Raw genomic sequence first — 21,935 nt, forward strand, 5'->3', positions numbered from 1 at the left:
CAATTTTATGTTCATTAATCAGAGGTCATCATGGTCAAGCAGATTAAAAGAATTGGGGTTTTAACGAGTGGTGGTGACGCGCCAGGCATGAATGCAGCGATCCGCGGTGTGGTTCGTGCGGCATTGGGTGAAGGTTTAGAAGTCATGGGTATTTTTGACGGGTACCTTGGCCTATATGAAAACCGCATGAAACAATTAGATAGATACAGCGTATCGGATATGATCAACCGCGGTGGCACCTTTTTAGGCTCAGCTCGCTTCCCACAATTCCGTGATGAAAAAGTACGTGCAATAGCCTTTGAAAATCTGAAGAAAAATCATATTGATGCACTAGTCGTTATTGGTGGTGATGGTTCCTATTTGGGTGCGAAAGCACTGACCGAAGCAGGCTTCCCGTGCATTGGTCTACCAGGTACAATCGATAATGACGTTGCAGGAACCGATTACACCATTGGTTATTTTACTGCACTTGAAACCGTTGTTGAAGCAATTGACCGCTTGCGTGATACCTCTACATCTCATAAACGTATCTCTATTGTTGAAGTGATGGGACGTTACTGCGGTGATTTAACATTATCTGCGGCGATCGCGGGTGGGTGCGAATTCCTTGTATTGCCTGAGCAAGAAATGGCGTTCGATCGCGAAGAATTGTTATCTGAAATCAAGCGCGGTATTGAAAAAGGCAAACGCCATGCAATCGTTGCTATCACTGAACACGTTTGTGACGTGGGTGAGTTAGCCAAATATATTGAGCAAGAAACCCATCACGAAACACGTGCAACGGTTCTAGGCCATATCCAGCGTGGCGGATCTCCAGTTGCTTATGACCGCATTTTAGCATCACGCATGGGGGCTTATTCCATCCAACTTCTACTGGAAGGTTACGGTGGGCGCTGCGTAGGTATTCAAAATGAGAAGTTAGTCCATCATGATATTATTGATGCGGTTATGAATATGAAGCGTGTCTTTAAGAAGGATTGGTTTGATACGGCTAAGAAGCTCTACTAAAATCTTCGTCATATTTCAAGCTGTAGGGGTGTTGGCTACGCATACTAGCCCTAGTCACATACTTATGTATGCTCCTAGGGATTAGCTTTGCTTGCCGCCTACCTACAACTTGAACTCTTTAGAAGATGGATATTTGTCATATTTCGCACTGTAGCGTTGTTGGCGACGCTCGCTAACCCTAGTCACATACTTATGTATGCTCCTAGGGATTAGCTTTACTTGCCGCCTACCTACAACTTAAATCTCCCCCTTATCTGTTCACATATTCCCCGTAAGCATAAGTTTTTCTTTTTAATTATTTCCCGTAATTGGTGCTATCTGTCAGCCTCTCCTTATCATAAATTTAATGAGGAAAGGCAGATGGCAAGTTCATGGCAGGTAACAAAATCACAATTCACCACAGCATTGTTATTGCTGTTAGCGACAGGGGCATGGGCGAAAAATATTCAATTACTGAATGTGTCTTATGATCCGACTCGTGAGTTTTATCAACAATATAATCAGGAATTTAGTGATTATTGGAAAAAGAAAACGGGGGATACTGTCACTATTCGGCAATCTCATGGGGGGTCTGGTAAGCAAGCCATATCAGTAGTGAATGGGTTAGAAGCTGATGTTGTGACGTTGGCTTTAGCCTATGATGTTGATGCTATTGCACAAAGTGGCCGTATAGATAAAAACTGGATAGAAAAACTCCCCGATAACTCAGCACCTTATACATCGACTATCGTCTTTCTAGTCCGTAAAGATAACCCGAAAAATATTAAGGACTGGGATGACTTAGTCCGCAAAGACGTCTCTGTGGTGACACCGAATCCGAAAACCTCAGGCGGAGCACGTTGGAATTATTTAGCGGCATGGGGATATGCGTTAGATAAAAACCAGCAAGATCCTGAAAAAGCAAAGCAATTTGTTAAACAACTTTATCAAAATGTGGAAGTACTCGATTCAGGGGCTCGTGGTGCGACCAATAGTTTTGTTGAACGCGGCATAGGTGATGTATTAATTGCTTGGGAAAATGAAGCGTTGTTAGCTATCAATGAGTTGGGGGAAAGCGGGCAGTTTGAAATAGTGACGCCAAGTATTTCGATTCTTGCTGAGCCAACCGTCGCTGTTGTTGATAAAACTGTCGATAAACGTGACCGCAGGGCTGTTGCAGAAGCTTACCTAGAGCATCTTTATTCTGCGGAAGGGCAGGAAATTGCAGCGAGAAACTATTATCGTCCACGAAATGTGGAAGTGGCTAAAAAATATCAGCAGCAGTTCCCTGAGCTTAAGTTGCTGACGGTAGACGCCAGTTTCGGTGGTTGGCAATTAGCACAAGCAACGCATTTTGCGAATGGGGGGGTGTTCGACGAAATCATTCGACGCTAATACTCTTCATATTTCGTACTGTAGCGTTGTTGGCGACGCTCGCTAACCCTAGTCACATACTGGTGTATGCTCCTAGGGATTAGCTTCTCTTGCCGCCTAGCTACAGCACGAACTATTTTGAGTATTGTATTTTCGGGTATTTCTCTGTGAACTAAGTTAGTTGCAAACTAAAAATTACCACTGATATTTTACGCCGATTTTACCGAGATATAGGGTTTGCTTGTTATCATACCCTGACGTGATCCCATTCTTTTTAGGCGATTTCCATGTTGAAGGCTCATAGGCGAGTTCACTCCATAAAGTTAGAGATGGTGTAGCTTTGTATTCCACGCGGGAGCCAATGCGGAAGCCATTTTTAATTTCCTGGGTTAAATAATTATTTTTGTCATAGGTATTTTCTTGTAAGAAATAGCGTACATACGGTGTAATTTTCCAGTTGGGTTTAATGGTAATGGGTAAGTAAGCGCGAACTTGTGATTGTAAAAAGCGGGTACTGAAATGTTTATCCCATTGGTTATCAATATAAACAGTGAGTTTTGCTTTTAATGCATCTGAATATTTATAAGTCACGCCATATTCGGTTTCTGCTTCATGGCTACTGTCGTTGAAATAATTGCTGTAATAAAGATAAGAGAGCCAAAAGTTAAAAGACCAATCATCGTTGAAACGGTACTCACCGGCAGGGGTTAAGCCATATAAACGATTCGAAGAACGTGCTTTGCTGTTAGGCTCCACATCGTTTGACTCTTTTCTGTAACGAAAACCAAGTTCTAAGTCTGATTTTGAGGTGTTGATAATTTGCTTGATAGCATCAATTTGCGTGCGGTTCCGAATGTAAGAATCCCGTGAGGTTGAGAAATTGCGACCATGATTCCTTAAGGATTCACGATGATCTAGGGTAAAACGCCAGTCAGATTTAGGGTTGTATAGCTTTAATTGGCCAACTGTGCTGATTTTATCGTAGACTCTATTTTTGAATGAATCACGCTGACCTTGGTATTCTTCTATTTCCAAATAAATATTAGTATTAACTCGCCAAGAGTCATCGTTTGATTCAGAAAAACAAATTGCAGGGAATATAGTTATGATGCTATAGATTAAACCAACTATATATTTCATATTTATCCTTCAAGGTAAAAGTTATTAATGTTAATTATCTAGCTGAGCGATTAGCGAGATTAAATGTGAATTAACTTTTATAGGTTGTCTACCGTTATTATTTAATAGAGGATAAGTGGTATAGATAAAATGAAATTGAAGCCCCTTTCAATTTACTGTTATTTATGGTGTTTTTATTTTGTTTCAAATTGATGAATATTTTTATTAATGATTTATTTCTGAGTTTTTAATCATTCGTTTATTAATTTATTTCGAATTTAATTAATTTCAATTTATTTTTTTAAAAATCAAATTTCAATTATATTGTTTGGTGGTAATTATTTTCTGGTAATTATTATGGGAGTAAGGTTATTGATATGAAATTTTTATGAATAACAGAGTTAATAAAAACAAAAAACCGCCAATATTGGCGGTTAATCTCAAGGTGTTAAAATAACCTTATTTTGTTCTTTTTGCTTCAGCTGCAGCTTTAACAATTACAGCAAAAGCGTCAGCTTTCAGAGAAGCTCCACCCACTAAGGCACCATCGATATCTGGTTGAGTGAATAGCTCTGCTGCATTGTTGGCATTAACAGAACCACCGTATTGGATGATCACTTGTTCAGCAATGGCTGCATCTTTTTTCGCAATATGGGTACGAATAAATTTATGGATTGCTTGTGCTTGTGCAGGTGTTGCTGATTTACCTGTACCGATAGCCCAGATTGGCTCATAGGCGATAACGGCACCTTGGAAAGCTTCCGCACCTAAAGAATTTAATACGGCATCAATTTGGCGAGCGCATACTTCTTCAGTTTTACCAGCTTCATTTTCAGCTTCAGTTTCACCAATACACAGTACTGGGATCAGGCCTTGCTCTTTTAATACCGCAAATTTCTTAGCGACAAATTCATCACTTTCGTTGTGATAGGTACGACGTTCTGAGTGGCCGATAATGATGTATTTGGCGCCAACATCTTTTAACATTTCAGCAGAGGTTTCACCTGTAAATGCACCTGATAGGTTAACGTCAACGTTTTGTGCACCTAATGCAATACGGCTACCTGCTAACGCATGTTTAGCTTGGGTCAAATAAAGTGCAGGTGGTGCAATAGCCACACCACAGCCATCAACGCTGCTGAGTTCATTACGCAAGCCAGCGATGAGGTCATTGACCATCTGTGTGCTGCCGTTCAGTTTCCAGTTACCCATTACCAATGGATGTCGCATGTTGTTTCCTCCAACCAGAGAGTTTGAATGATTAATCAATAAGTTATTCATCACACGCTTATGTTACACGCGCAATGTGACAATGTTGTCGCCATTCACCTTCTGCATTATAAGAACAATGGATAATAATAGCTTTGCTTTTTATCATGCTTGTTCTTAGAGCGTGATCACAGTCAGTTTAGGGTGTTTGTTGTTCTAGCTTAATCGGTTCAACAGCAAAAGTAAGCACATTATTGTCACTTTTTACTAAAATATACCTTAACGTACCTAATCGAGCTTCTTCCGCGTGAGTTGTACTATTATTGGCAATAAATTTATTTAAGGCTTCCGTAAGCTCAGGGGCTTTATCCAGTGAAACTTCAGGGGAAAATATACGGACCATTGCCATGGTATAACTTTCCATTAATTGCCGGTTTTTTTGGTTTTCTTGTGGGTTATCAGACGGTAGTAATGTGATCTGTAAACTTTTAATTTTTTCACTACCACGCTCTAACACTGCTGAGGAGTATATCTGTTGGTTAATACGAGAGGCCGCGCGAATGTAAGGAGCGGAGATATCCTGACTCGTAATGACTTTATATTCATGGAGATATAAATCTTTATATTCATGATTGAATTGATTGCGCAGCTCAGGAATAGTCAACTCAAAAGAGGGGGCGTCAGGGGCTAAATAGGCGACTTTGAAATCGGTATCTGGCAAAGTGGGGACTTTCTGAGCGAAAGCCAGTTGTGGCGCACTAAGCACAAAAATGGTTATGATGGCGTATACCGAGCGAAATAAAGTTTGGGTCATTTTTGAGCCACTCATTTTTAGTTTTCCACATTGTATCAGGATTATAGGTAATGACATTACAACAATGGGCTTTTTCCTTCAAAGGCCGTATCGGTCGCCGGCCATTTTGGGTAGGTATTGCAGTCATTTTTATTTTAATGACCGCCGTTGCCCTGTTACAAAATGCACTGCTATTTTCTGAAACGCTTGCTATCTCGTTATTTATTTTACTACTTTATCCTTTGGCGGCTATCTTTGTGAAGCGTTTACACGACCGTGGGAAATCGGGGGGATGGTTTGCGTTAATTTTATTGGCATTTGCACTTTTTTCAATCGATGTCAGCCAATTTGAACCTGTGTGGCAATGGGGGATAGGGCGTTTCTTACCATTATTAATTACTATGATAATGGTACTCGATTGTGGGGCTTTTGTGGGAATGGATGGTGTTAATCACTATGGTGAAGAAACAGAAACAGTAGATTATCTATAGCGCGAATACCATATAGCATAAATGCTACCCTGAAGATGCATCAGGGTAGTGTATGACATTACCAATATTGTTCACTAGATATATGGCCAGGCTTGCGGCGCAAGTGTTTAACCATCCCATGGCTATTTTTCAGCGTATCACGAGTATCTCTGACCATTTCAGGGTTGCCACACAACATGACGTGACAAGTGTCAGGCGAAAGTGTTAAGCCAACAGTGTTTTCGAGTTCATGATCCTCAATTAAAGCTGGAACCCGACCATATAATGAACCCGCACATTGTTCCCGGCTCACTACGGTGACAATCTTTAATTTTCCTTGGTATTGTTGTTCCAACTTTTTCATTAAGGGTAAATAACTTAAATCTTTCTCATAACGGACAGCGTGAAGTAAAACAATTTTCTCGAAACGCTCAAGGTCTTTACCCTCCTGTAAGATGGACAAAAAAGGCCCAATTGCGGTACCTGTTGATAACATCCACAAATTTTTACATTCAGGTATTTCGTCTAGCACGAAGAAACCCGTGGCTTCATCCGTGATCTGCAACGTATCATCCGGTTTTAATTGCGCTAGTTTGGGGCTAAGTTTTCCTTCGGGAACGATGACAAAATAAAATTCAAGTCGGTCATCACTGGGTGCGTTGACATAAGAGTAAGCTCGCTGAACACGAACCCCTTCGATCTCTAGTCCAAGTTTTGCATATTGCCCTGCGGTAAAGGGTTTAATCGGGGCCTTGATGACAAGGCTGAATAATGAATCGGTCCAAAATCTGGCTTCAATCACTGTTCCTGTTACCCAATTTGCCATAAATCCCACCTCTTCATATTTTAAAATCGACTATCTTAGAAATAACTCATTTTTGATATAAATGAGCCAAAGTCTGGTTTACTAGGATTTAATACTAAAACAGTTCATTATTTATGCTTATCGATAATGTGTTTCAGTGTTTTATTCTTGGAATTGGTAAGTTTTAAAGTTCAATGTACAGTTATGTTGACAATGCTGGCGAATATTACTGCCATTAGCGGAAAATATAAAATGTCGTACTACTACGAAAAGATGGCAGCTTTTGTTATCTTAGTCACACTCAAGCAAAACGCATTATTTGCTATTTATTTAAAATGACATGAAAGCGTAGAGCAGTATTTTTATATTGATAATTAAGCACCTAAATAATTTTGCGTTATTACAATGAAATAATGCAGCGTTATTTTGTGTCCGAAATAGAGTGTTTTTGCATTATTGGATGTATTTGAGAGAAAAATGAGAAAACTGGAACATTTTAATTTGCTATTGATGCTAATTGCATTGGCAGCGGTCGGCCAAATGACACAAACTATTTATGTTCCTGTCATTGCTGAAATTGCCGCTTATTTTAATGAGCCATCTGGTGCTGTTCAACAAGTGATGGCGGCTTATTTATTTTCTTATGGTTTTTCGCAGTTAGTTTATGGGCCGCTCTCTGACCGAATTGGTCGCCGACCTGTTATTTTAACGGGTTTAACTATTTTCTTATTTTCAACGATTGTGGCAATTTTTGCGCCAACATTAAATGTACTCACTATAGCGAGTGGGTTGCAGGGCCTAGGAACGGGTGTTGCGGGTGTGATGGCAAGAACCATGCCTCGTGACCTATATAAAGGCACTGCGTTGCGTTATGCAAATAGTTTATTAAATATGGGAATATTAGTGAGCCCATTATTAGCTCCAATGTTTGGCGGAATATTGGCGCATTTCTGGGGGTGGCATGCTTGTTATATTTTCCTATTTGTCTTAGGTGCTTCTGTATTATTAAGTATGTATCGTTGGTTACCAGAAACACGCCCCGTTTCACCTGAAAAGCATAAAATGATCGCATCATATAGAGAGTTATTATCGAGTGGCTCATTTCTCTCTTATCTTGCTATGTTAGTGGGTGCATTAGCTGGAATAGCAGTGTTTGAGGCCAGTAGCGGTGTATTGATGGGCGGTGTATTGGGGCTAAATAGCATCACCGTAAGTATCTTATTTATCTTGCCTATTCCTGCCGCTTTCTTTGGTGCTTGGTATGCAGGGCGAGAGGGAAAAACGTTTTATAATTTGATGTGGCATTCAGTGCTTGTTTGTTTATTGGCTGGTTTTATGATGTGGGTACCTGGTTGGTTTGGCGTTATGAATACCTGGACATTATTAGTACCCGCAGCGGTGTTTTTCTTTGGTGCAGGTATGTTATTTCCGTTAGCAACGACAGGGGCAATGGAGCCTTTCCCTTATTTGGCAGGGGCTGCGGGCGCACTCGTTGGTGGCTTGCAAAATGTCGGTTCAGGTGTTGCAACTTGGGTTTCTGCGTTGTTACCGCAGAACGGACAGTTTAGCCTCGGGTTGTTGATGTTTTTAATGTCAGTACTCATTTTACTGTGCTGGCTACCACTCGCTAAACGAATGGCGCATTCAGAACGGACTGTCTAATGGGAAGAAGGTCAGGCTGTGAAAAGACAGACTGACCTTTAGATTACGCGCTGAGTAGTATATCAGCTTGCTTATGTTGCGGAATTGATTGTGTTGATGAATAAAAAGAGCTAGGTTCCTCTTCAGGTATTGATGATATTAACTCTGGCAAAATGGCTCCTGAATTAAATATTACCGGTCGGTTGTGATCTAGAAATTCTGTATTCTCTGCTAATTGTCCCACTGGGTTTTTATAGTCTTGTTGGAGCCAAACCAATTTTGGTATCGCATTGTCCTGCAAGTGTTGGTCGATATGAATGAGTATTCCATCCAGTTTTAGTTCTGGGGTACTGTCTATTGTGCCTTTTATTGTTAATTGATTTTGTTGTACTGAAAAATACCACTCTTCTGCTGGCACATTTTCTTGAACTTGTTTCTGAGCATCACTTGTCCATAGTGTGACCCAAAAAGCGTACTGGCCATCAGGCAAGTTTAAGTGAGTAATATCAACCGTTTGTTCGAAATTTACATCTGCAACTAAAGGTTGCTCCGCTGTGCAGTAGAGCACATCAGGTCTCGTGGAGTAATCCATTGTGTGAGTATCAAGGTGATTGAGCGCAATAAACTTCACAGAAGTATCAACTTGCCGTTTTTGGCCAAATGGGTCAGATAATGAAAAATATTGTTGATGTAGGCGGCCATTTTCAACCCATTTAGCGTAGAGCGCACTGTTTGAGGTGATTTTGTCGGTGTTGACTTTACCTGTCGAAAAATCAATTAAGCCTTCTTCTGTTGCAGCCCAGTAAATAGGGGTTCCTTGCCAATAATTATCGAGTAACAATTGGTTAGGGACTGTTTGGCCATCATGCTCTGCAAATAGACGATTCGCTAATGAATTTGGGTTGCTATAGTGGGAGAGCAACGAACCCATCTCATTTTTGTAGTTTAATTCATGTACAGTAAACCGAACCAATTCGCCTTTATCTGCAATATTGAAGCTCACTGCGTGTGGAATTTGTAATACCTCGGTTAATAACCCATTTGGAGTCGCATAAGTGACAGTTAATGCATAGTCACCATAAATATCATATGGGCGGCCACCCCCCGTTTTTAGATTATGGTAGTCAGCGGGGAGGTTTCCTATGGTACGATCAACGGTGATAGTGCTATAAGGATGAAGGGTATTATCCGCCATTTTGGCAAATTGGTGCTGTATCCAATAAATCGGTACATCGCGCTGATGAGGAAATTGTTCAATTTGCGTTAGTTTATAATACTCAGCGTAATTTTGTTGAGTTAGTGTGACCCATTGTTTATTGGTTTGATCCCAGCGCTGATAAAAACCGTCACCTGCAAACCCGCCATCTTCGGTATCTTCCCCTTTCGTTTTATTATATTGCCAGCGTACTCTTCCACTTAAAAATTGGTGAATTTTTTGGTTATAGGCATCTGCGTGAGGCAAGAAGGCATCATAAGCACCACTTCGAAAAGGAACAAAGCTGGAAAGCATGGTTGGCATGGCTTGTTGTAAGTGACTGTGGAGATCGTGATAAGTGACATAATATTGCCTAGATTGGTTATAGGCTGGGTTTTTACCGTGACTATAATAACTGTAAGGGTATGTTGGCTGATTATTGCGATCTTTCATATCGGTATGAGGCAAGTCAAGGCCGTGACCAAAAACTTCATGAAACATCACGTTGGGTTCGTGAACTCCACCACCGTGGTTAGGTGATGCTAGTCCTAATAGCGCCGTGCCAACACTCGAAGGCAAGATTTCAACTGCGGTATATTGATAGTCACAATTAGCATTGTTAGCAGTTTGGTATTTCTTACTATTATTGTAAGCCCAATAAATTTGTGCGCTGGGGTGGTAGCCAATTTCTTCAGGGTTATCATAATGAGGATGAATAAGAGGGATAGCTTTACTATTGGAAGAGCTAAAATATGGCGTTAAGCTTGGGTGACTCACTGTAGCAGGAGCGCTATACAATGTGAGTTGTCCAACAGGTAAGATTGTCGCGGCTTCTTTTCCCCAACTGAGCGGGGAGGATGAATAAACACCATGACCTTGTTGATATAAACTGTGGCTATCAACATGAACAATTAAGTGGTTATCAAGGGTAACATTTGGGGAGAACAAACCATATTGGTTGGTTTCTTCGGTGATAATGGGTTTGCCATTAACCGTGACTATAATGTTGATATCCGGTTGTATCCACTCACCTTTTAGCGGTGCTGTAAAACGTTGCTGATGCCAATTTTGCGCAGAGACATTCATTTGTTGGGGAAACGCGGTTAATGTTTTTGGCAGATGGTTTGGGCCAGTGAGTCTCACTCGACCTAATATTTTTCTTTCTTTGCTACTGACAATAGCTTCAATATCGGGGGAGTTTGCCGCCGTTTCGCTGGTGATCTCCACATTCAATAGTGCCCAGCGATTAGCCGTTAAGCTCATATGTTTATCCGTCATATTCTGCAAGTGAGTCTGCGCAAGTTGAATATTATGGACTTTCATATCGCTTGGTGTGGGGTTGTAACGTCGTTGAGGTTCATGGTAGATCGGGTCTGGAACAGAAAACGTACGCTTCCCTGGAATGCGGAGTTGCGGTGCATTTTCAGTTTGTAACTGAATGGAAAGTGGCTGTGATTGCTGGCCATTAGGTAGCATGGCGATAAAATCAAATTGATCTGAGTGGGTTTCAAATTTTGCGTTATTGGCAATATATTGCCACTCATTGGTGGTGCTATTTAGTGTTAGTCGGCCAAATTTAGGCTGTTCAAGGATTTTGTAACCCTTAATGTGAGGATTATTTGGCAGTTTTCCTGTTATGGCACCCACAACTAAATGATTAGGAAGCTCATCTGGGTTTTCTGCGACTAAAATAGGTAGAATTTGAGGAACACTTTCTTGCGTATTATATCGAGAAATTGCCTGTTTTGTTTGTTTCAATTGGAACTGGCGAAAAATGATATTTTCACCGACAAGTTTTAAGGTATTCTTTTCATAGCTGATTTTAACTGCAGGAAGCTGATTTACTGCCATCATTTTATTAACATCAGTTTCGATGGAATGGGCAATCTGTTGCCAAGACGACGTTTCTGTAATTGGGATGTCATGTAAAGATAATACACTGTTATTATTTGTATTTTTTATAGTTATTGAAAAAAACTGGCTGTTCTCCCGTAACTCATCGGTTAGCTTCAATGAGTTTATTGTGTAGGGTGGTAGGTGGATGGCTTGCTGGAAATTGTGATTTTCTAAGGTGTTATTGGTTAATGCAATGTGTTCTACTGGGCGAAGTTCATCAATGAGTTGTTGAGTAGAAGCTGAGGGTTTTTTGTGTTTATCTTTGACTATCAATAAACTCCCACCTGTGAGTTCCAACCAGTGGCGAACGAGATTGATTTGCTTGTCATTGGCATTTTCGGGTAAGACTACGATGCTATAATGACGATGCCATTGCCCGCTTGGTAGTAATAAATCAGCGAGCTGAGCTTGTGCTCTGGTTTCTCCATCAATCCATTCATGGGGTGAATTAAAACTTTCAACAAACAGATTTTGCTTCGTATGGAAACTAAAGCCGGAGAAATATTTAGTGCCGAGCGCACTCAATACATAGGTTTTTTTATTTTCACCCGCTAAACGGGGCTTATCACTTAACCAACTGAATAACTTAAATGCTTTTTCGCCGTCAGCTGATTGTTCAGGGTTATCCTTTAATGCATTTATCAAGGTGGTATCTTGCTGAATAACTACCACTCTCCCTTTTTTATACCATCCTAGTTGTAAGTTACCTTGCTGTATCTCATCAGCAAATATTTTAAGGTTATCCATTACCATAATCCATTTTTTGAGGGTTAATTTTGAATTTTATTGGAATGTTATTCTAGATAAACTCAAAAAAACGGTCTAATTTATTATTGTTTTAATAACTACACTTTCATTGATTAACTAATTAGTTATTAGGAAAAAGTGATATTTATAGGGGAAGTGGACAGGGGAAAGAGGAAAGGCCATATAAATTATATGGCCTTGGGGGGTTAAAAATAAATGTGGTTAAAAATAGACTAGCCGCGGTCTTCCCACTCTTGGGCGCGTGCTACGGCTTTTTTCCACCCTTCGTATTTGAAATTACGTTCTGTTGTTTCGATACCCGGTTTGAATACACGCTCAATGGTCGCTTTGCTCTGTAACTCATCAAGATTACTCCAGAAACCAACTGCTAAGCCTGCAAGGTAAGCGGCGCCCAACGCGGTGCTTTCCCGCACTTCAGGACGCTCAACAGGAGTACCTAAAATATCTGACTGGAATTGCATTAAAAAGTTATTGGCGACAGCGCCCCCATCAACCCGCAGTGCTTTTAAGCGTTCACCAGAGTCTGCTTGCATTGCATCAAGTACATCACGGGTTTGATAAGCGATGGACTCTAAGGTTGCACGAATGATATGGTTGCGATTTGCGCCACGCGTTAGGCCAAAAATAGCGCCACGCGCATACGGGTCCCAATATGGTGCGCCTAAGCCTGTAAAGGCGGGAACAACATACACGCCATTACTGTCCTTCACTTTAGTGGCAAAGTACTCAGAGTCAGTCGATTCATCAATCAATTTCAATTCATCGCGTAGCCATTGAATAGATGCACCGCCTACGAAAACGGCACCTTCAAGGGCATAATTGACTTCGCCTTTTGGACCGCACGCGATAGTTGTCAGTAGGCCATGATTTGAACGTACTGCGGTTTCCCCTGTATTTAGCAGTAAAAAACAGCCGGTTCCATAAGTGTTTTTAGCCATACCCGGTTTTACACACAGTTGGCCGTATAGAGCGGCTTGTTGGTCTCCCGCCATCCCTGAAATTGGGATACGAGTCCCACCTTTCCCCCCAATATTGGTTTGCCCGTAGACTTCGGAAGAGGGGCGTACTTCAGGGAGCATTGCACGTGGAATATTGAGCGCTTTGAGAATTTTGTCATCCCACTCAAGGTTACGGATATTGAATAACATAGTTCGAGAGGCATTGGTGTAGTCGGTGACATGAACACGGCCTTGTGTCATTTTCCAAACGAGCCAAGTATCCACTGTCCCAAACAGTAATTCGCCTTTCTCTGCGCGTTCACGTGCGCCTTCAACATTATCTAAAATCCATTTTACTTTTGTACCGGAGAAATAGGGGTCAACAACCAGCCCCGTATTTTGGCGAATATACTCTTCTAAATCGCGGTCATTTTGTTTTAGATGCGTACAAAAATCAGCAGTACGGCGACATTGCCATACAATCGCATTATAAACAGGCTTACCTGTGGCTTTTTCCCATACGATGGTGGTTTCACGTTGGTTAGTGATCCCAATGCCAGCGACTTCATCAGTACGAATATCCGCTTTAGCGAGTACTTCTACAAGTGTTGAGCTTTGTGATGCCCAAATTTCCATTGGGTCATGTTCCACCCAACCTGGTTTAGGATAAACTTGGGTGAATTCACGTTGTGAAATGCTGACAATATTTGCATCATGGTCGAGTACAACAGCGCGTGAGCTGGTTGTGCCTTGGTCGAGTGCAACAATATACTTTTTCGCAATAGTGGTTTCAGTTGTCATAATTTAAGCCTGTTCCGAGGATTTGGTGTTTTTAACGGATAATGTTTCTGTTTTGGCCTCTTCTTCACATACCATGCAAGGTAAGTGGCGACCAATCAGTTTGCGATAGGCGAATGCGCCTAGCAGACCACCAACAATAGGTGCTGTCAATGGGACAAGGAAATACGGAATATCGCGGCCACCAGTCAGGGCAATATCACCCCAACCTGCGAGGTAAGCCACAACCTTTGGACCAAAGTCACGAGCAGGGTTAAGTGCGAACCCTGTGAGCGCGCCAAATGACCCACCGATGACGGCAATTAAAATACCGATTAACAATGGCGCGAGTGGGCCACGAGGAACACCGTTGCCATCATCAGTTAACGCGAGTATTAAACAAACAAGAATGGCCGCAATAATGACCTCAATAAAGAATGCATGAGGAACACTAATTTGTGGGGCTGGGTAGGTAGAGAAAACACCCGCAGTAAATAAGCTTTCTTGTGAGCCTCTAATGATGTGATGGACTTGGTCGTAATCGAAAAATACAGGGGAATACATTGAGTAGACTAATGCGGCAGCAAAGAAGCCACCTAGCATCTGTGCGATGATATAAGGCACGACTTTGCGTCTATCAAAACACGCAAACAGCCATAGTGCCAGGGTGACAGCTGGGTTTAGGTGGGCACCTGAGGTGCCAGCGGTTAGGTAAACGGCTAAAGCAACGCCAAAGCCCCATATAATACTTATTTCCCACAAGCCTAGTTGTGCGCCCGCTATCCTAACGGCAGCAACGCAACCTAGACCAAAAAAGACCAGTAACGCAGTCCCTAAAAACTCTGAGATGCACTGACCCGTGAGTGATGTAGTCGTCATTTGGCTCATATGTTTCTATCCTACGAAAATGAAAAATATTGTAATGTTTTTTTAAGTTAAGATTTTCTAATCGAAAATCATTAACTGTAAATTTATCGTTAAAGAACATAAACGAGAAATATCGAAATTGAAAAGTGTGTGTTACATCACTAAAGCGAAACAAAACAATCAAAAATAGTGATGGATTCGACCTTTGTGATGTGATCTGACCAGTGTTTCTTAATGAAAGTTATGACGATTCAGAAGGAAGGAACTGGACACAGAGGATCATGCTACTTACAATCGTGTAAAAGCTGATAAGGGAGACCAGAATTATGTCATTTGAAGTATTTGAGAAACTCGAATCCAAAGTTCAACAAGCGATTGATACAATCACACTGTTACAAATGGAAATCGATGAATTAAAAGATAAAAATGGTGCGTTAAGCCAAGAACTGGAAACAGCAAAATCAGGCACAGATTCACTGGTGCGTGAAAATGAACAGTTAAAGCAAGAGCAGCAAGCTTGGCAAGAGCGTCTGCGCACTTTGCTCGGTAAGATGGAAGAAGTGTAATTTCTCGTCATACTTCGCGTTGTAGGGGTGTTGGCTTCGTCTCTTCGCCCTAGTCACATACTTATGTATGCTCCTAGGGTCTTATCGACTTTGCCGCCTACCTACAACACGAATTATTTAGAGAAATATTTGTTATGCCTCACATTGTAGGGTGTTGGCTTCGTCTTTTCGCCCTAGTCACAGACGTTATATGCCTCTAGGGTCTTATCGACTTTGCCGCCTACCTACAACACGAATTATTTAGAGAAATATTTGTTATGCCTCACATTGTAGGGTGTTGGCTCCGTCTCTTCGCCCTAGTCACAGACGTTATATGCCTCTAGGGTCTTATCGACTTTGCCGCCTACCTACAACACGAATTATTTAGAGAAATGTTTGTTATGCCTCACATTGTAGGGGGTTGGCTTCGTCTCTTCGCCCTAGTCACATACTTATGTATGCCCCTAGGGTCTTATCGACTTTGCCGCCTATCTACAACACGAATTATTTAGAGAAATTTTTGTTATACCTTACGCTGTAGGCTTTAGAGAAACTTTCGTCATACCTCACGTTGTCACAGGGTTGGCTTCGTCTTTTCGCCCGATTGAGATAAAAATAAGGGCCGCAAATCATTGCAGCCCTTATTTATAGAATTTTTAACGGATTATGCGTCGATATTGTCATCTTCAACGAAACCGTCGTTCTCATAAGGTGTTAATGGCTCTTCAGAAAGGATAATACCGGTGTTATCGGCATAGAGGTAATCACCAGAGAAGAAGGTGACTCCACCAAAGTTGACTCGGATATCACTTTCCCCAATACCTTCATCAGGGCAACCAGCAGGCATCGCAGCAATGGCTTGAATACCGAGATCAAGCTCCATCAGTGCATCAACTTGACGGACTGCACCATAAACCACAATACCTTCCCAGTGGTTCTCAACGGCTAGCCTTGCAATTTCAGCATCAATGAGTGCCTTACGGACAGAGCCGCCGCCATCAATCAGTAGAATACGGCCAGAACCATCCTCTTCCAGCAAATCATACACTAGGCCGTTATCTTCAAAACACTTAACCGTAATGATTTGACCGCCAAATGAAGTACGTCCACCAAAGTTGGAGAAAAGGGGTTCTACCACGTTAACGCTTTCTTGGTATATATCGCAGAGTTCGGAAGTATCATATTTCATAGGAGTTAGGTCTTTTTTGCTGCAAGAGGTAACCAGTATATCCCTTTTGAACCGTACTTGGCAAAGCTACCCACCTAAAAATAGGCGGAAAAAGTCAAAAAAACGACAAATAGTGATTATTATTTGCTCATCACAACGCCGATAGAGAATAAAACGTTAGTCACGAGCGCGGCTTTTACCATATTTTCCAGTAAAGGACGCATACCTTCTGGCGTAGGGTCACTCAGAACACGGCGTAAATGATTCATTAACATCGGTACAGCAAGTAAAAATAACCAACCGCTCCATCCGTGCAAATAAATTAGATTAAAAAAGGCCAAACATAAAATAGCCGTAACTATAATAATAGTGTGGTAAATGCGAGCGCCTTGGGGGCCTAAGCGCACCGCTAAGGTGTTTTTGCCTGCTTTAATATCATTTTCGATATCACGCATATTATTGATATTCAATACCGCGACAGAGAGCAACCCACAGGCCGTTGCGGGCAGGACAGTGATGATATTAAAACTATTAGCCTGTAAATAATAAGTCCCAATAACACTTAGCCAGCCAAAGAAGATCAAGACAGAAATATCCCCTAGCCCTAGGTATCCATATGGTTTCTTGCCAACGGTATAGGTAATGGCAGCTAAGATAGCAATAAGCCCTAATGCGACGAAACCAATGGCATCCTCTGGTTTTTCACAGGCGACAATAATTAAGAGTAAGCCAGAAAGGCAGGCTGCTGTAATATTTAGCTTGAGCGCCTTTTTCATATCTGCTTGCGTGATAACGCCTTTTTGCATGCCGCGTAATGGACCAATACGTTCAGCCGTATCAGAGCCTTTGACCGCATCACCATAGTCATTCGCAAGGTTTGATAAAATCTGTAATAACCCCGCGGTGATAAGTGCTAATAAAGCGACGGGCCATTTAAAATTATTCGTTAAATAAGCGAGTGCAGAGCCTGTCACAATCGCAATCACCCCTAATGGTAGGGTTTTAGGGCGGAGACTTTCAATCCAAGCTTGTTTACGACTTATTGTTGTGGATGTCGACTGCATGCAGTTACCTATAATTCAAACTCTTTAGAGACGTGTTCTTGATAGTTTAATAACCCATCATATAGATGAATACCTTAGTATTTTCAATGCAATGGGCAGAATATTTCATAGAAAAAAGTGCAGCGATAAAAGCTGCACTTTAGTCGATGTATATTAAGGATACATGAAAACCAGATAATTAATAAGATTATAAAATAAATCTACTTAAGTCTTCATCTGCCACCAGCTCATCTAAGTGCTGTTTGACATAGTCTGCATCGATTTGGATAGTTTGCCCGTTACGGTCACTGGCATCGAAAGAAATATCTTCCATTAAGCGTTCAAGCACCGTGTGCAAGCGACGAGCACCAATATTTTCGGTTGACTCATTCACTTGCCATGCTGATTCTGCAATTTTACGAATACCGTCAGTTGTGAATTCAATATTCACGCCTTCTGTTGCCATTAACGCTTTATATTGTTCAGTTAATGAAGCGTTTGGTTCCGTCAAAATTCGTACAAAATCTTCAGTGGTCAGCGCTTGTAGCTCAACACGAATTGGTAGACGACCTTGGAGCTCAGGGATCAAGTCTGATGGGCTCGAAACTTGGAATGCACCTGAAGCAATAAACAGAATGTGGTCAGTTTTGACCATCCCGTGTTTAGTGGAAATGGTGCAGCCTTCGATTAATGGCAGCAAATCACGTTGAACCCCTTCACGGGATACGTCTGGGCCTGAACTTTGTCCACCACGTTTACAAATTTTGTCGAACTCATCGATGAAAACAATACCATTTTGTTCAACGGCTTCAATCGCTTGCTCTTTCAGTTCTTCAGGGTTGACTAATTTAGCCGCTTCTTCTTCAACGAGCAGTTTGAATGCCTCTTTGATTTTCATCTTACGAGGTTTTTGTTTTTGGCCTGCTAAGTTTTGGAACATGGATTGTAACTGGTTTGTCATCTCTTCCATGCCCGGAGGCGCCATAATTTCAACGCCCATAGGGGAGGCCGCAACTTCGATTTCAATTTCTTTATCGTCTAATTGGCCTTCACGTAATTTTTTACGGAATGCTTGGCGAGCTGGGGAATGCTCATCCGTTGGCTCAGACTGCCCCCTGTTATTTTTTGCTGGTGGGATAAGCACATCTAAAATACGCTCTTCAGCCATTTCTTCAGCACGATAGCGGTTTTTCTCGATAGACTGCAAACGCACCATTTTAACGGCTGAATCAGTTAAATCGCGAATGATGGAGTCAACTTCTTTACCTACATAGCCGACTTCAGTAAATTTGGTCGCTTCGACTTTGATAAATGGCGCATTGGCTAATTTCGCAAGGCGGCGAGCAATTTCAGTTTTACCCACCCCTGTTGGCCCAATCATCAAAATATTTTTTGGTGTGACTTCGTGACGTAATACTTCGTTTAACTGCATACGGCGCCAGCGGTTACGCAGAGCAATCGCAACAGAACGTTTGGCTTTATTTTGGCCAATAATATGATTGTCGAGTTCGCTGACAATTTCGCGTGGAGTCATTTCGGACATACTAAATCCTTATGATTTTGAAGAAATTTCTTCAAAGTTGACGTTATGGTTGGTGTAAATACAGATATCACCCGCAATAGCGAGCGCTTTTTCAGCGATTTCTTTAGCGCTTAAGTCTGTATTTTCTAACAAAGCACGTGCGGCTGATTGCGCATATGGGCCACCGGAGCCAATAGCAATCAAGTCGTTTTCCGGTTGAACTACATCACCATTACCTGTAATGATCAGTGAAGTGTGTTCATCAGCGACAGCTAATAAGGCTTCTAATTTACGAAGCATGCGGTCAGTACGCCAATCTTTAGCAAGTTCAACGGCTGCTTTGGTTAAATGGCCCTGATGAAGTTCGAGTTTGCGCTCGAACAGTTCAAATAATGTGAATGCGTCTGCGGTGCCACCGGCAAATCCGGCAATGACTTTGTCGTTGTATAAACGGCGAACTTTGCGGACATTGCCTTTCATGACGGTATTACCCATCGTCGCCTGTCCATCACCACCAATTACGACCTGGCCATTACGGCGAACACTTACGATTGTTGTCATGAGTTAGCCCCTGGTTTTATTACAAAAAAGAATGCGGTTGAATGTGATTTTCAAAAGATTAAATTCAAGTGATAGTTGTTTAATTAACTATCACTTGAACTAGGTTGAAGACACAAAGTACCGCTCATGAGTACATTAAAACAGTACATGGGGGGGGCGCTGAGGTTTTTCAACCCCCAGACGCACGAAGAATACAACCAGAAACACCTGCACTTGCTGCGCGGTCACGCATTTTTTCGGCAGTGGACTTGGAATAAGGGCCTAAAACAATACGGTGCCAACCACCACCTGCACTTACACGGCTTTCAATACCTGAAAATGCCAGAGTGGCTTGTACAGACCCGGCTTGTTCAGCTGTACGGAATGAACCACATTGAACAATCATGTTTTGCAAACTGTTAGCCGGTTTAGTACTTGGTGCTGTTTGTGGTTGAGCTGCTGGCGCAGTTGGTTGAGCCTCAAGCTTCGGAGGGATATTAGCCGCCGGTTTACGTTGCACTGGCTCGATAGGTTGGGCTGGCTCATTGATGAGCACTTGTGAGCGTGGCACCGGTTTACCATTCGAGGGAACTTCTTGTAAATTGGTCACAGGTTGACGTCGATCAGAATCGATTTGTTCTAATAGCTGGCGCTGCTCAGGTGTTAAATCTGATGGGCGCACAATATTATTACCTGTGCTTGGTTGTTGAATATTTGGCGTATCCACACCACGACGTTCGAGCTCTTTAATATAGCGCCAACGCTCTTCAGGTTTTGGTGGAAGCGTACTTCCCGGTGTTGTTGGTGTGACAACTTGGGGTTGCGGCGTGTCCTTTTTATTTTGGGTGATGTAAAACAGGCCGCCAACAAATAGCACGACAATCGCGACAGCGACAACCAATGTTGTCATTGGTAGTCCTTGTGCTTTCTTGGATTTACCTTTGCTTTTTTTACGGGCGGATGAGCGCCCTCGAGCTACATAATCTTTTTGTGCCACGCTATTAATTCACTAGTTATCAATTGTTCGTCGTCATTTGGCTTAACATGTTACTTAACCTGAGCAACTTTGACTAGCTTTTAGGCGCTTTTGTGCTCTCTCTGATGATTAAATCAGAATCTAGGAGACGTGAGCCCGGGTTAACATTGTGTCCATGGATCTGCTCAAGCAGTAATTGCATCGCATGATGACCAATTTCAGCGCGAGGTTGGTTGATAGTCGTTAGGGCTGGTAAGGTGTATTTTGCTTGTTCTAAGTTATCGAAACCAACAAAAGAGAGGTCATCTGGGAGCGTTAAGCCCATTTTTTTCGCTTGCCACATCGCGCCAATCGCCATGATGTCACTATGGCAAAAGATTGCGGTTGGTGGTTCAGGAAGTGACAGTAATGTTTTTACCGCTTCAGCGCCACCTTCATGGGTAAAATCGCCACGAATAATATAATTTTCACGCAATTTTTCGCCTGTACGCAACATGGCTTTTTTATAACCTTCTAAACGGTATTGGCTTAAAGGCATATGGTTGGGGCCTGCAATACAAGCAATCAGTTTATGGCCTTGTTTTTGCAGGTAATGTGTCGCATTAAATGCGGCTGTGAGGTTATCAATATGTACAGTAGGCAGCTTTAGTTCAGGGGCGAATTCATTTGCCATCACAATCGGAGGGAGGTTTTTCTGCTCTTCGGTTGAGATATCGAAGGGAATATTTGAACCCAGTAAGACCATGCCATCAATTTGTTTGGTAATAATGAGGTTAATAAAGGCATTTTCTTGTTTTTCTTGGTGTTTGCAGTCCCCAATCAAAACGAAGTAGCCTTCTTGAGCTGCGATTTCTTCAATGCCGCACACGACATCACTAAAGAAAGGGTCACGGATATTAGGAACGAGTACTAGAATTGTTTTTGATTCATTGCGCTTATAGCTTCTAGCAAGGTTATGAGGATAATATCCAACATCCATCACCGCTTGTTCGACTTTTTGGCGTGTTTGCAAAGAAACTTTTTCCGGGTTCATGAGTGTTCTAGACACCGTCGCTGTCGAAACGCCCGCGGCACTAGCAACATCTTTCATTGTTGCCGTGTTATTGTGTTTTTTACTTTCCACAACGCCTTCCTTAGATTGATTTAATCGTTTGCTTTTTTTGAATGGCGCAAGTACGTCATTATTAGTGGTTATTCTAATTGGTTTCTCAATAATATCTGTTACCTAGTTTGCATAAAAAGTGTGACTTGCGTCATTTTTTAGAGCTACTTCGCAAATTTTGAAAATAATTCTAAGGGCAA

General features: G+C 41.9%; 18 protein-coding genes. 5 read left to right on the plus strand and 13 right to left on the minus strand.

Annotation, left to right across the window (positions count from 1 at the left end; all coding sequences use genetic code 11):
* Nucleotides 1-30: 30 nt before the first annotated feature.
* Both pfkA and PR809_RS14640 read left to right on the plus strand, forming a co-directional pair.
* Nucleotides 31-1,008 (plus strand): 6-phosphofructokinase, encoded by a 978-nt coding sequence (pfkA, locus tag PR809_RS14635; protein ID WP_047756829.1) that lies wholly within the window; start codon nucleotides 31-33, stop codon nucleotides 1,006-1,008.
* A gap of 360 nt (nucleotides 1,009-1,368) precedes the next feature.
* Nucleotides 1,369-2,382: a sulfate ABC transporter substrate-binding protein gene (locus PR809_RS14640; protein WP_206276850.1), complete on the plus strand. Its 1,014-nt coding sequence runs from the start codon at nucleotides 1,369-1,371 to the stop codon at nucleotides 2,380-2,382.
* A 174-nt stretch (nucleotides 2,383-2,556) separates the two neighbouring features.
* On the opposite strand, the gene PR809_RS14645 is transcribed toward PR809_RS14640, so the two are convergent.
* The 3 genes from PR809_RS14645 to PR809_RS14655 form a co-directional block, all read right to left on the minus strand.
* Nucleotides 2,557-3,501, minus strand: a complete 945-nt coding sequence (locus PR809_RS14645) for an OmpG family monomeric porin (protein WP_166267048.1) — start codon at nucleotides 3,499-3,501, stop codon at nucleotides 2,557-2,559.
* Nucleotides 3,502-3,939: 438 nt separating this feature from the next.
* The gene (gene tpiA / locus PR809_RS14650) at nucleotides 3,940-4,710 is read right to left on the minus strand and encodes a triose-phosphate isomerase (RefSeq protein WP_206277041.1); all 771 of its coding nucleotides are present in this window, start codon (nucleotides 4,708-4,710) and stop codon (nucleotides 3,940-3,942) included.
* A gap of 178 nt (nucleotides 4,711-4,888) precedes the next feature.
* The gene (locus PR809_RS14655) at nucleotides 4,889-5,518 is read right to left on the minus strand and encodes a DUF1454 family protein (protein ID WP_181489947.1); all 630 of its coding nucleotides are present in this window, start codon (nucleotides 5,516-5,518) and stop codon (nucleotides 4,889-4,891) included.
* Nucleotides 5,519-5,553: 35 nt separating this feature from the next.
* Here PR809_RS14655 and PR809_RS14660 point away from each other — a divergent pair, with 35 nt between their 5' ends.
* Complete coding sequence (locus PR809_RS14660) at nucleotides 5,554-5,973, plus strand: DUF805 domain-containing protein (protein ID WP_166267044.1); 420 nt, start codon at nucleotides 5,554-5,556, stop codon at nucleotides 5,971-5,973.
* A gap of 58 nt (nucleotides 5,974-6,031) precedes the next feature.
* Here PR809_RS14660 and fpr read toward each other — a convergent pair whose 3' ends face one another.
* Complete coding sequence (gene fpr / locus PR809_RS14665; RefSeq protein ID WP_166267042.1) at nucleotides 6,032-6,778, minus strand: ferredoxin--NADP(+) reductase; 747 nt, start codon at nucleotides 6,776-6,778, stop codon at nucleotides 6,032-6,034.
* Nucleotides 6,779-7,234: 456 nt separating this feature from the next.
* Between fpr and emrD the strand changes: the two genes are divergently transcribed.
* A complete protein-coding gene (emrD, locus tag PR809_RS14670; protein WP_166267040.1) occupies nucleotides 7,235-8,419 on the plus strand; it encodes a multidrug efflux MFS transporter EmrD in 1,185 nt (394 codons plus the stop codon).
* 43 nt (nucleotides 8,420-8,462) lie between these two features.
* On the opposite strand, the gene PR809_RS14675 is transcribed toward emrD, so the two are convergent.
* The 3 genes from PR809_RS14675 to PR809_RS14685 form a co-directional block, all read right to left on the minus strand.
* Nucleotides 8,463-12,236 carry a hypothetical protein gene (locus PR809_RS14675; RefSeq protein WP_206277040.1) on the minus strand — a complete coding sequence of 1,258 codons (3,774 nt, stop codon included), beginning with the start codon at nucleotides 12,234-12,236 and terminating at the stop codon, nucleotides 8,463-8,465.
* A gap of 233 nt (nucleotides 12,237-12,469) precedes the next feature.
* Entirely contained in the window at nucleotides 12,470-13,996 is a 1,527-nt protein-coding gene (gene glpK, locus PR809_RS14680) for a glycerol kinase GlpK (protein WP_125893492.1), read from the minus strand.
* A gap of 3 nt (nucleotides 13,997-13,999) precedes the next feature.
* A complete protein-coding gene (locus tag PR809_RS14685) occupies nucleotides 14,000-14,860 on the minus strand; it encodes an MIP/aquaporin family protein (protein ID WP_206276401.1) in 861 nt (286 codons plus the stop codon).
* Between the two features lie 305 nt (nucleotides 14,861-15,165).
* Between PR809_RS14685 and zapB the strand changes: the two genes are divergently transcribed.
* Nucleotides 15,166-15,405, plus strand: coding sequence for a cell division protein ZapB (zapB, locus tag PR809_RS14690; protein ID WP_004265299.1), 240 nt, complete (start codon nucleotides 15,166-15,168; stop codon nucleotides 15,403-15,405).
* A gap of 643 nt (nucleotides 15,406-16,048) precedes the next feature.
* On the opposite strand, the gene rraA is transcribed toward zapB, so the two are convergent.
* The 6 genes from rraA to cytR all read right to left on the minus strand — a co-directional run bounded on the left by rraA (nucleotide 16,049) and on the right by cytR (nucleotide 21,756).
* Nucleotides 16,049-16,573, minus strand: a complete 525-nt coding sequence (rraA, locus tag PR809_RS14695) for a ribonuclease E activity regulator RraA (RefSeq protein ID WP_206276400.1) — start codon at nucleotides 16,571-16,573, stop codon at nucleotides 16,049-16,051.
* 119 nt (nucleotides 16,574-16,692) lie between these two features.
* Nucleotides 16,693-17,616, minus strand: coding sequence for a 1,4-dihydroxy-2-naphthoate polyprenyltransferase (locus PR809_RS14700; protein WP_166267030.1), 924 nt, complete (start codon nucleotides 17,614-17,616; stop codon nucleotides 16,693-16,695).
* A 187-nt stretch (nucleotides 17,617-17,803) separates the two neighbouring features.
* On the minus strand, nucleotides 17,804-19,138 hold the full coding sequence (gene hslU / locus PR809_RS14705; protein WP_206276399.1) for an HslU--HslV peptidase ATPase subunit: 1,335 nt from the start codon (nucleotides 19,136-19,138) through the stop codon (nucleotides 17,804-17,806).
* A gap of 9 nt (nucleotides 19,139-19,147) precedes the next feature.
* Nucleotides 19,148-19,678 carry an ATP-dependent protease subunit HslV gene (hslV, locus tag PR809_RS14710; protein ID WP_004265304.1) on the minus strand — a complete coding sequence of 177 codons (531 nt, stop codon included), beginning with the start codon at nucleotides 19,676-19,678 and terminating at the stop codon, nucleotides 19,148-19,150.
* A gap of 169 nt (nucleotides 19,679-19,847) precedes the next feature.
* Nucleotides 19,848-20,654, minus strand: coding sequence for a cell division protein FtsN (ftsN, locus tag PR809_RS14715; protein ID WP_166267026.1), 807 nt, complete (start codon nucleotides 20,652-20,654; stop codon nucleotides 19,848-19,850).
* A gap of 73 nt (nucleotides 20,655-20,727) precedes the next feature.
* Nucleotides 20,728-21,756 (minus strand): DNA-binding transcriptional regulator CytR, encoded by a 1,029-nt coding sequence (gene cytR, locus PR809_RS14720; protein WP_181489943.1) that lies wholly within the window; start codon nucleotides 21,754-21,756, stop codon nucleotides 20,728-20,730.
* Nucleotides 21,757-21,935 lie beyond the last annotated feature (179 nt).

The sequence above is a fragment of the Providencia sp. PROV201 genome, assembly GCF_028479545.1.
Taxonomy (GTDB): domain Bacteria; phylum Pseudomonadota; class Gammaproteobacteria; order Enterobacterales; family Enterobacteriaceae; genus Providencia; species Providencia huaxiensis.

Bases quoted from the DNA above. Each gene is read 5' to 3' on its own strand.
- PR809_RS14640 (WP_206276850.1), top strand. From the start codon at position 1,369: ATGGCAAGTTCATGGCAGGTAACAAAATCACAATTCACCACAGCATTG.
- pfkA (WP_047756829.1), top strand. From the start codon at position 31: ATGGTCAAGCAGATTAAAAGAATTGGGGTTTTAACGAGTGGTGGTGAC.
- hslU (WP_206276399.1), bottom strand. From the start codon at position 19,138: ATGTCCGAAATGACTCCACGCGAAATTGTCAGCGAACTCGACAATCAT.
- PR809_RS14660 (WP_166267044.1), top strand. From the start codon at position 5,554: ATGACATTACAACAATGGGCTTTTTCCTTCAAAGGCCGTATCGGTCGC.
- PR809_RS14685 (WP_206276401.1), bottom strand. From the start codon at position 14,860: ATGAGCCAAATGACGACTACATCACTCACGGGTCAGTGCATCTCAGAG.
- tpiA (WP_206277041.1), bottom strand. From the start codon at position 4,710: ATGCGACATCCATTGGTAATGGGTAACTGGAAACTGAACGGCAGCACA.
- fpr (WP_166267042.1), bottom strand. From the start codon at position 6,778: ATGGCAAATTGGGTAACAGGAACAGTGATTGAAGCCAGATTTTGGACC.
- PR809_RS14645 (WP_166267048.1), bottom strand. From the start codon at position 3,501: ATGAAATATATAGTTGGTTTAATCTATAGCATCATAACTATATTCCCT.
- zapB (WP_004265299.1), top strand. From the start codon at position 15,166: ATGTCATTTGAAGTATTTGAGAAACTCGAATCCAAAGTTCAACAAGCG.
- emrD (WP_166267040.1), top strand. From the start codon at position 7,235: ATGAGAAAACTGGAACATTTTAATTTGCTATTGATGCTAATTGCATTG.
- PR809_RS14675 (WP_206277040.1), bottom strand. From the start codon at position 12,236: ATGGATAACCTTAAAATATTTGCTGATGAGATACAGCAAGGTAACTTA.
- glpK (WP_125893492.1), bottom strand. From the start codon at position 13,996: ATGACAACTGAAACCACTATTGCGAAAAAGTATATTGTTGCACTCGAC.
- PR809_RS14700 (WP_166267030.1), bottom strand. From the start codon at position 17,616: ATGCAGTCGACATCCACAACAATAAGTCGTAAACAAGCTTGGATTGAA.
- PR809_RS14655 (WP_181489947.1), bottom strand. From the start codon at position 5,518: ATGAGTGGCTCAAAAATGACCCAAACTTTATTTCGCTCGGTATACGCC.
- rraA (WP_206276400.1), bottom strand. From the start codon at position 16,573: ATGAAATATGATACTTCCGAACTCTGCGATATATACCAAGAAAGCGTT.
- hslV (WP_004265304.1), bottom strand. From the start codon at position 19,678: ATGACAACAATCGTAAGTGTTCGCCGTAATGGCCAGGTCGTAATTGGT.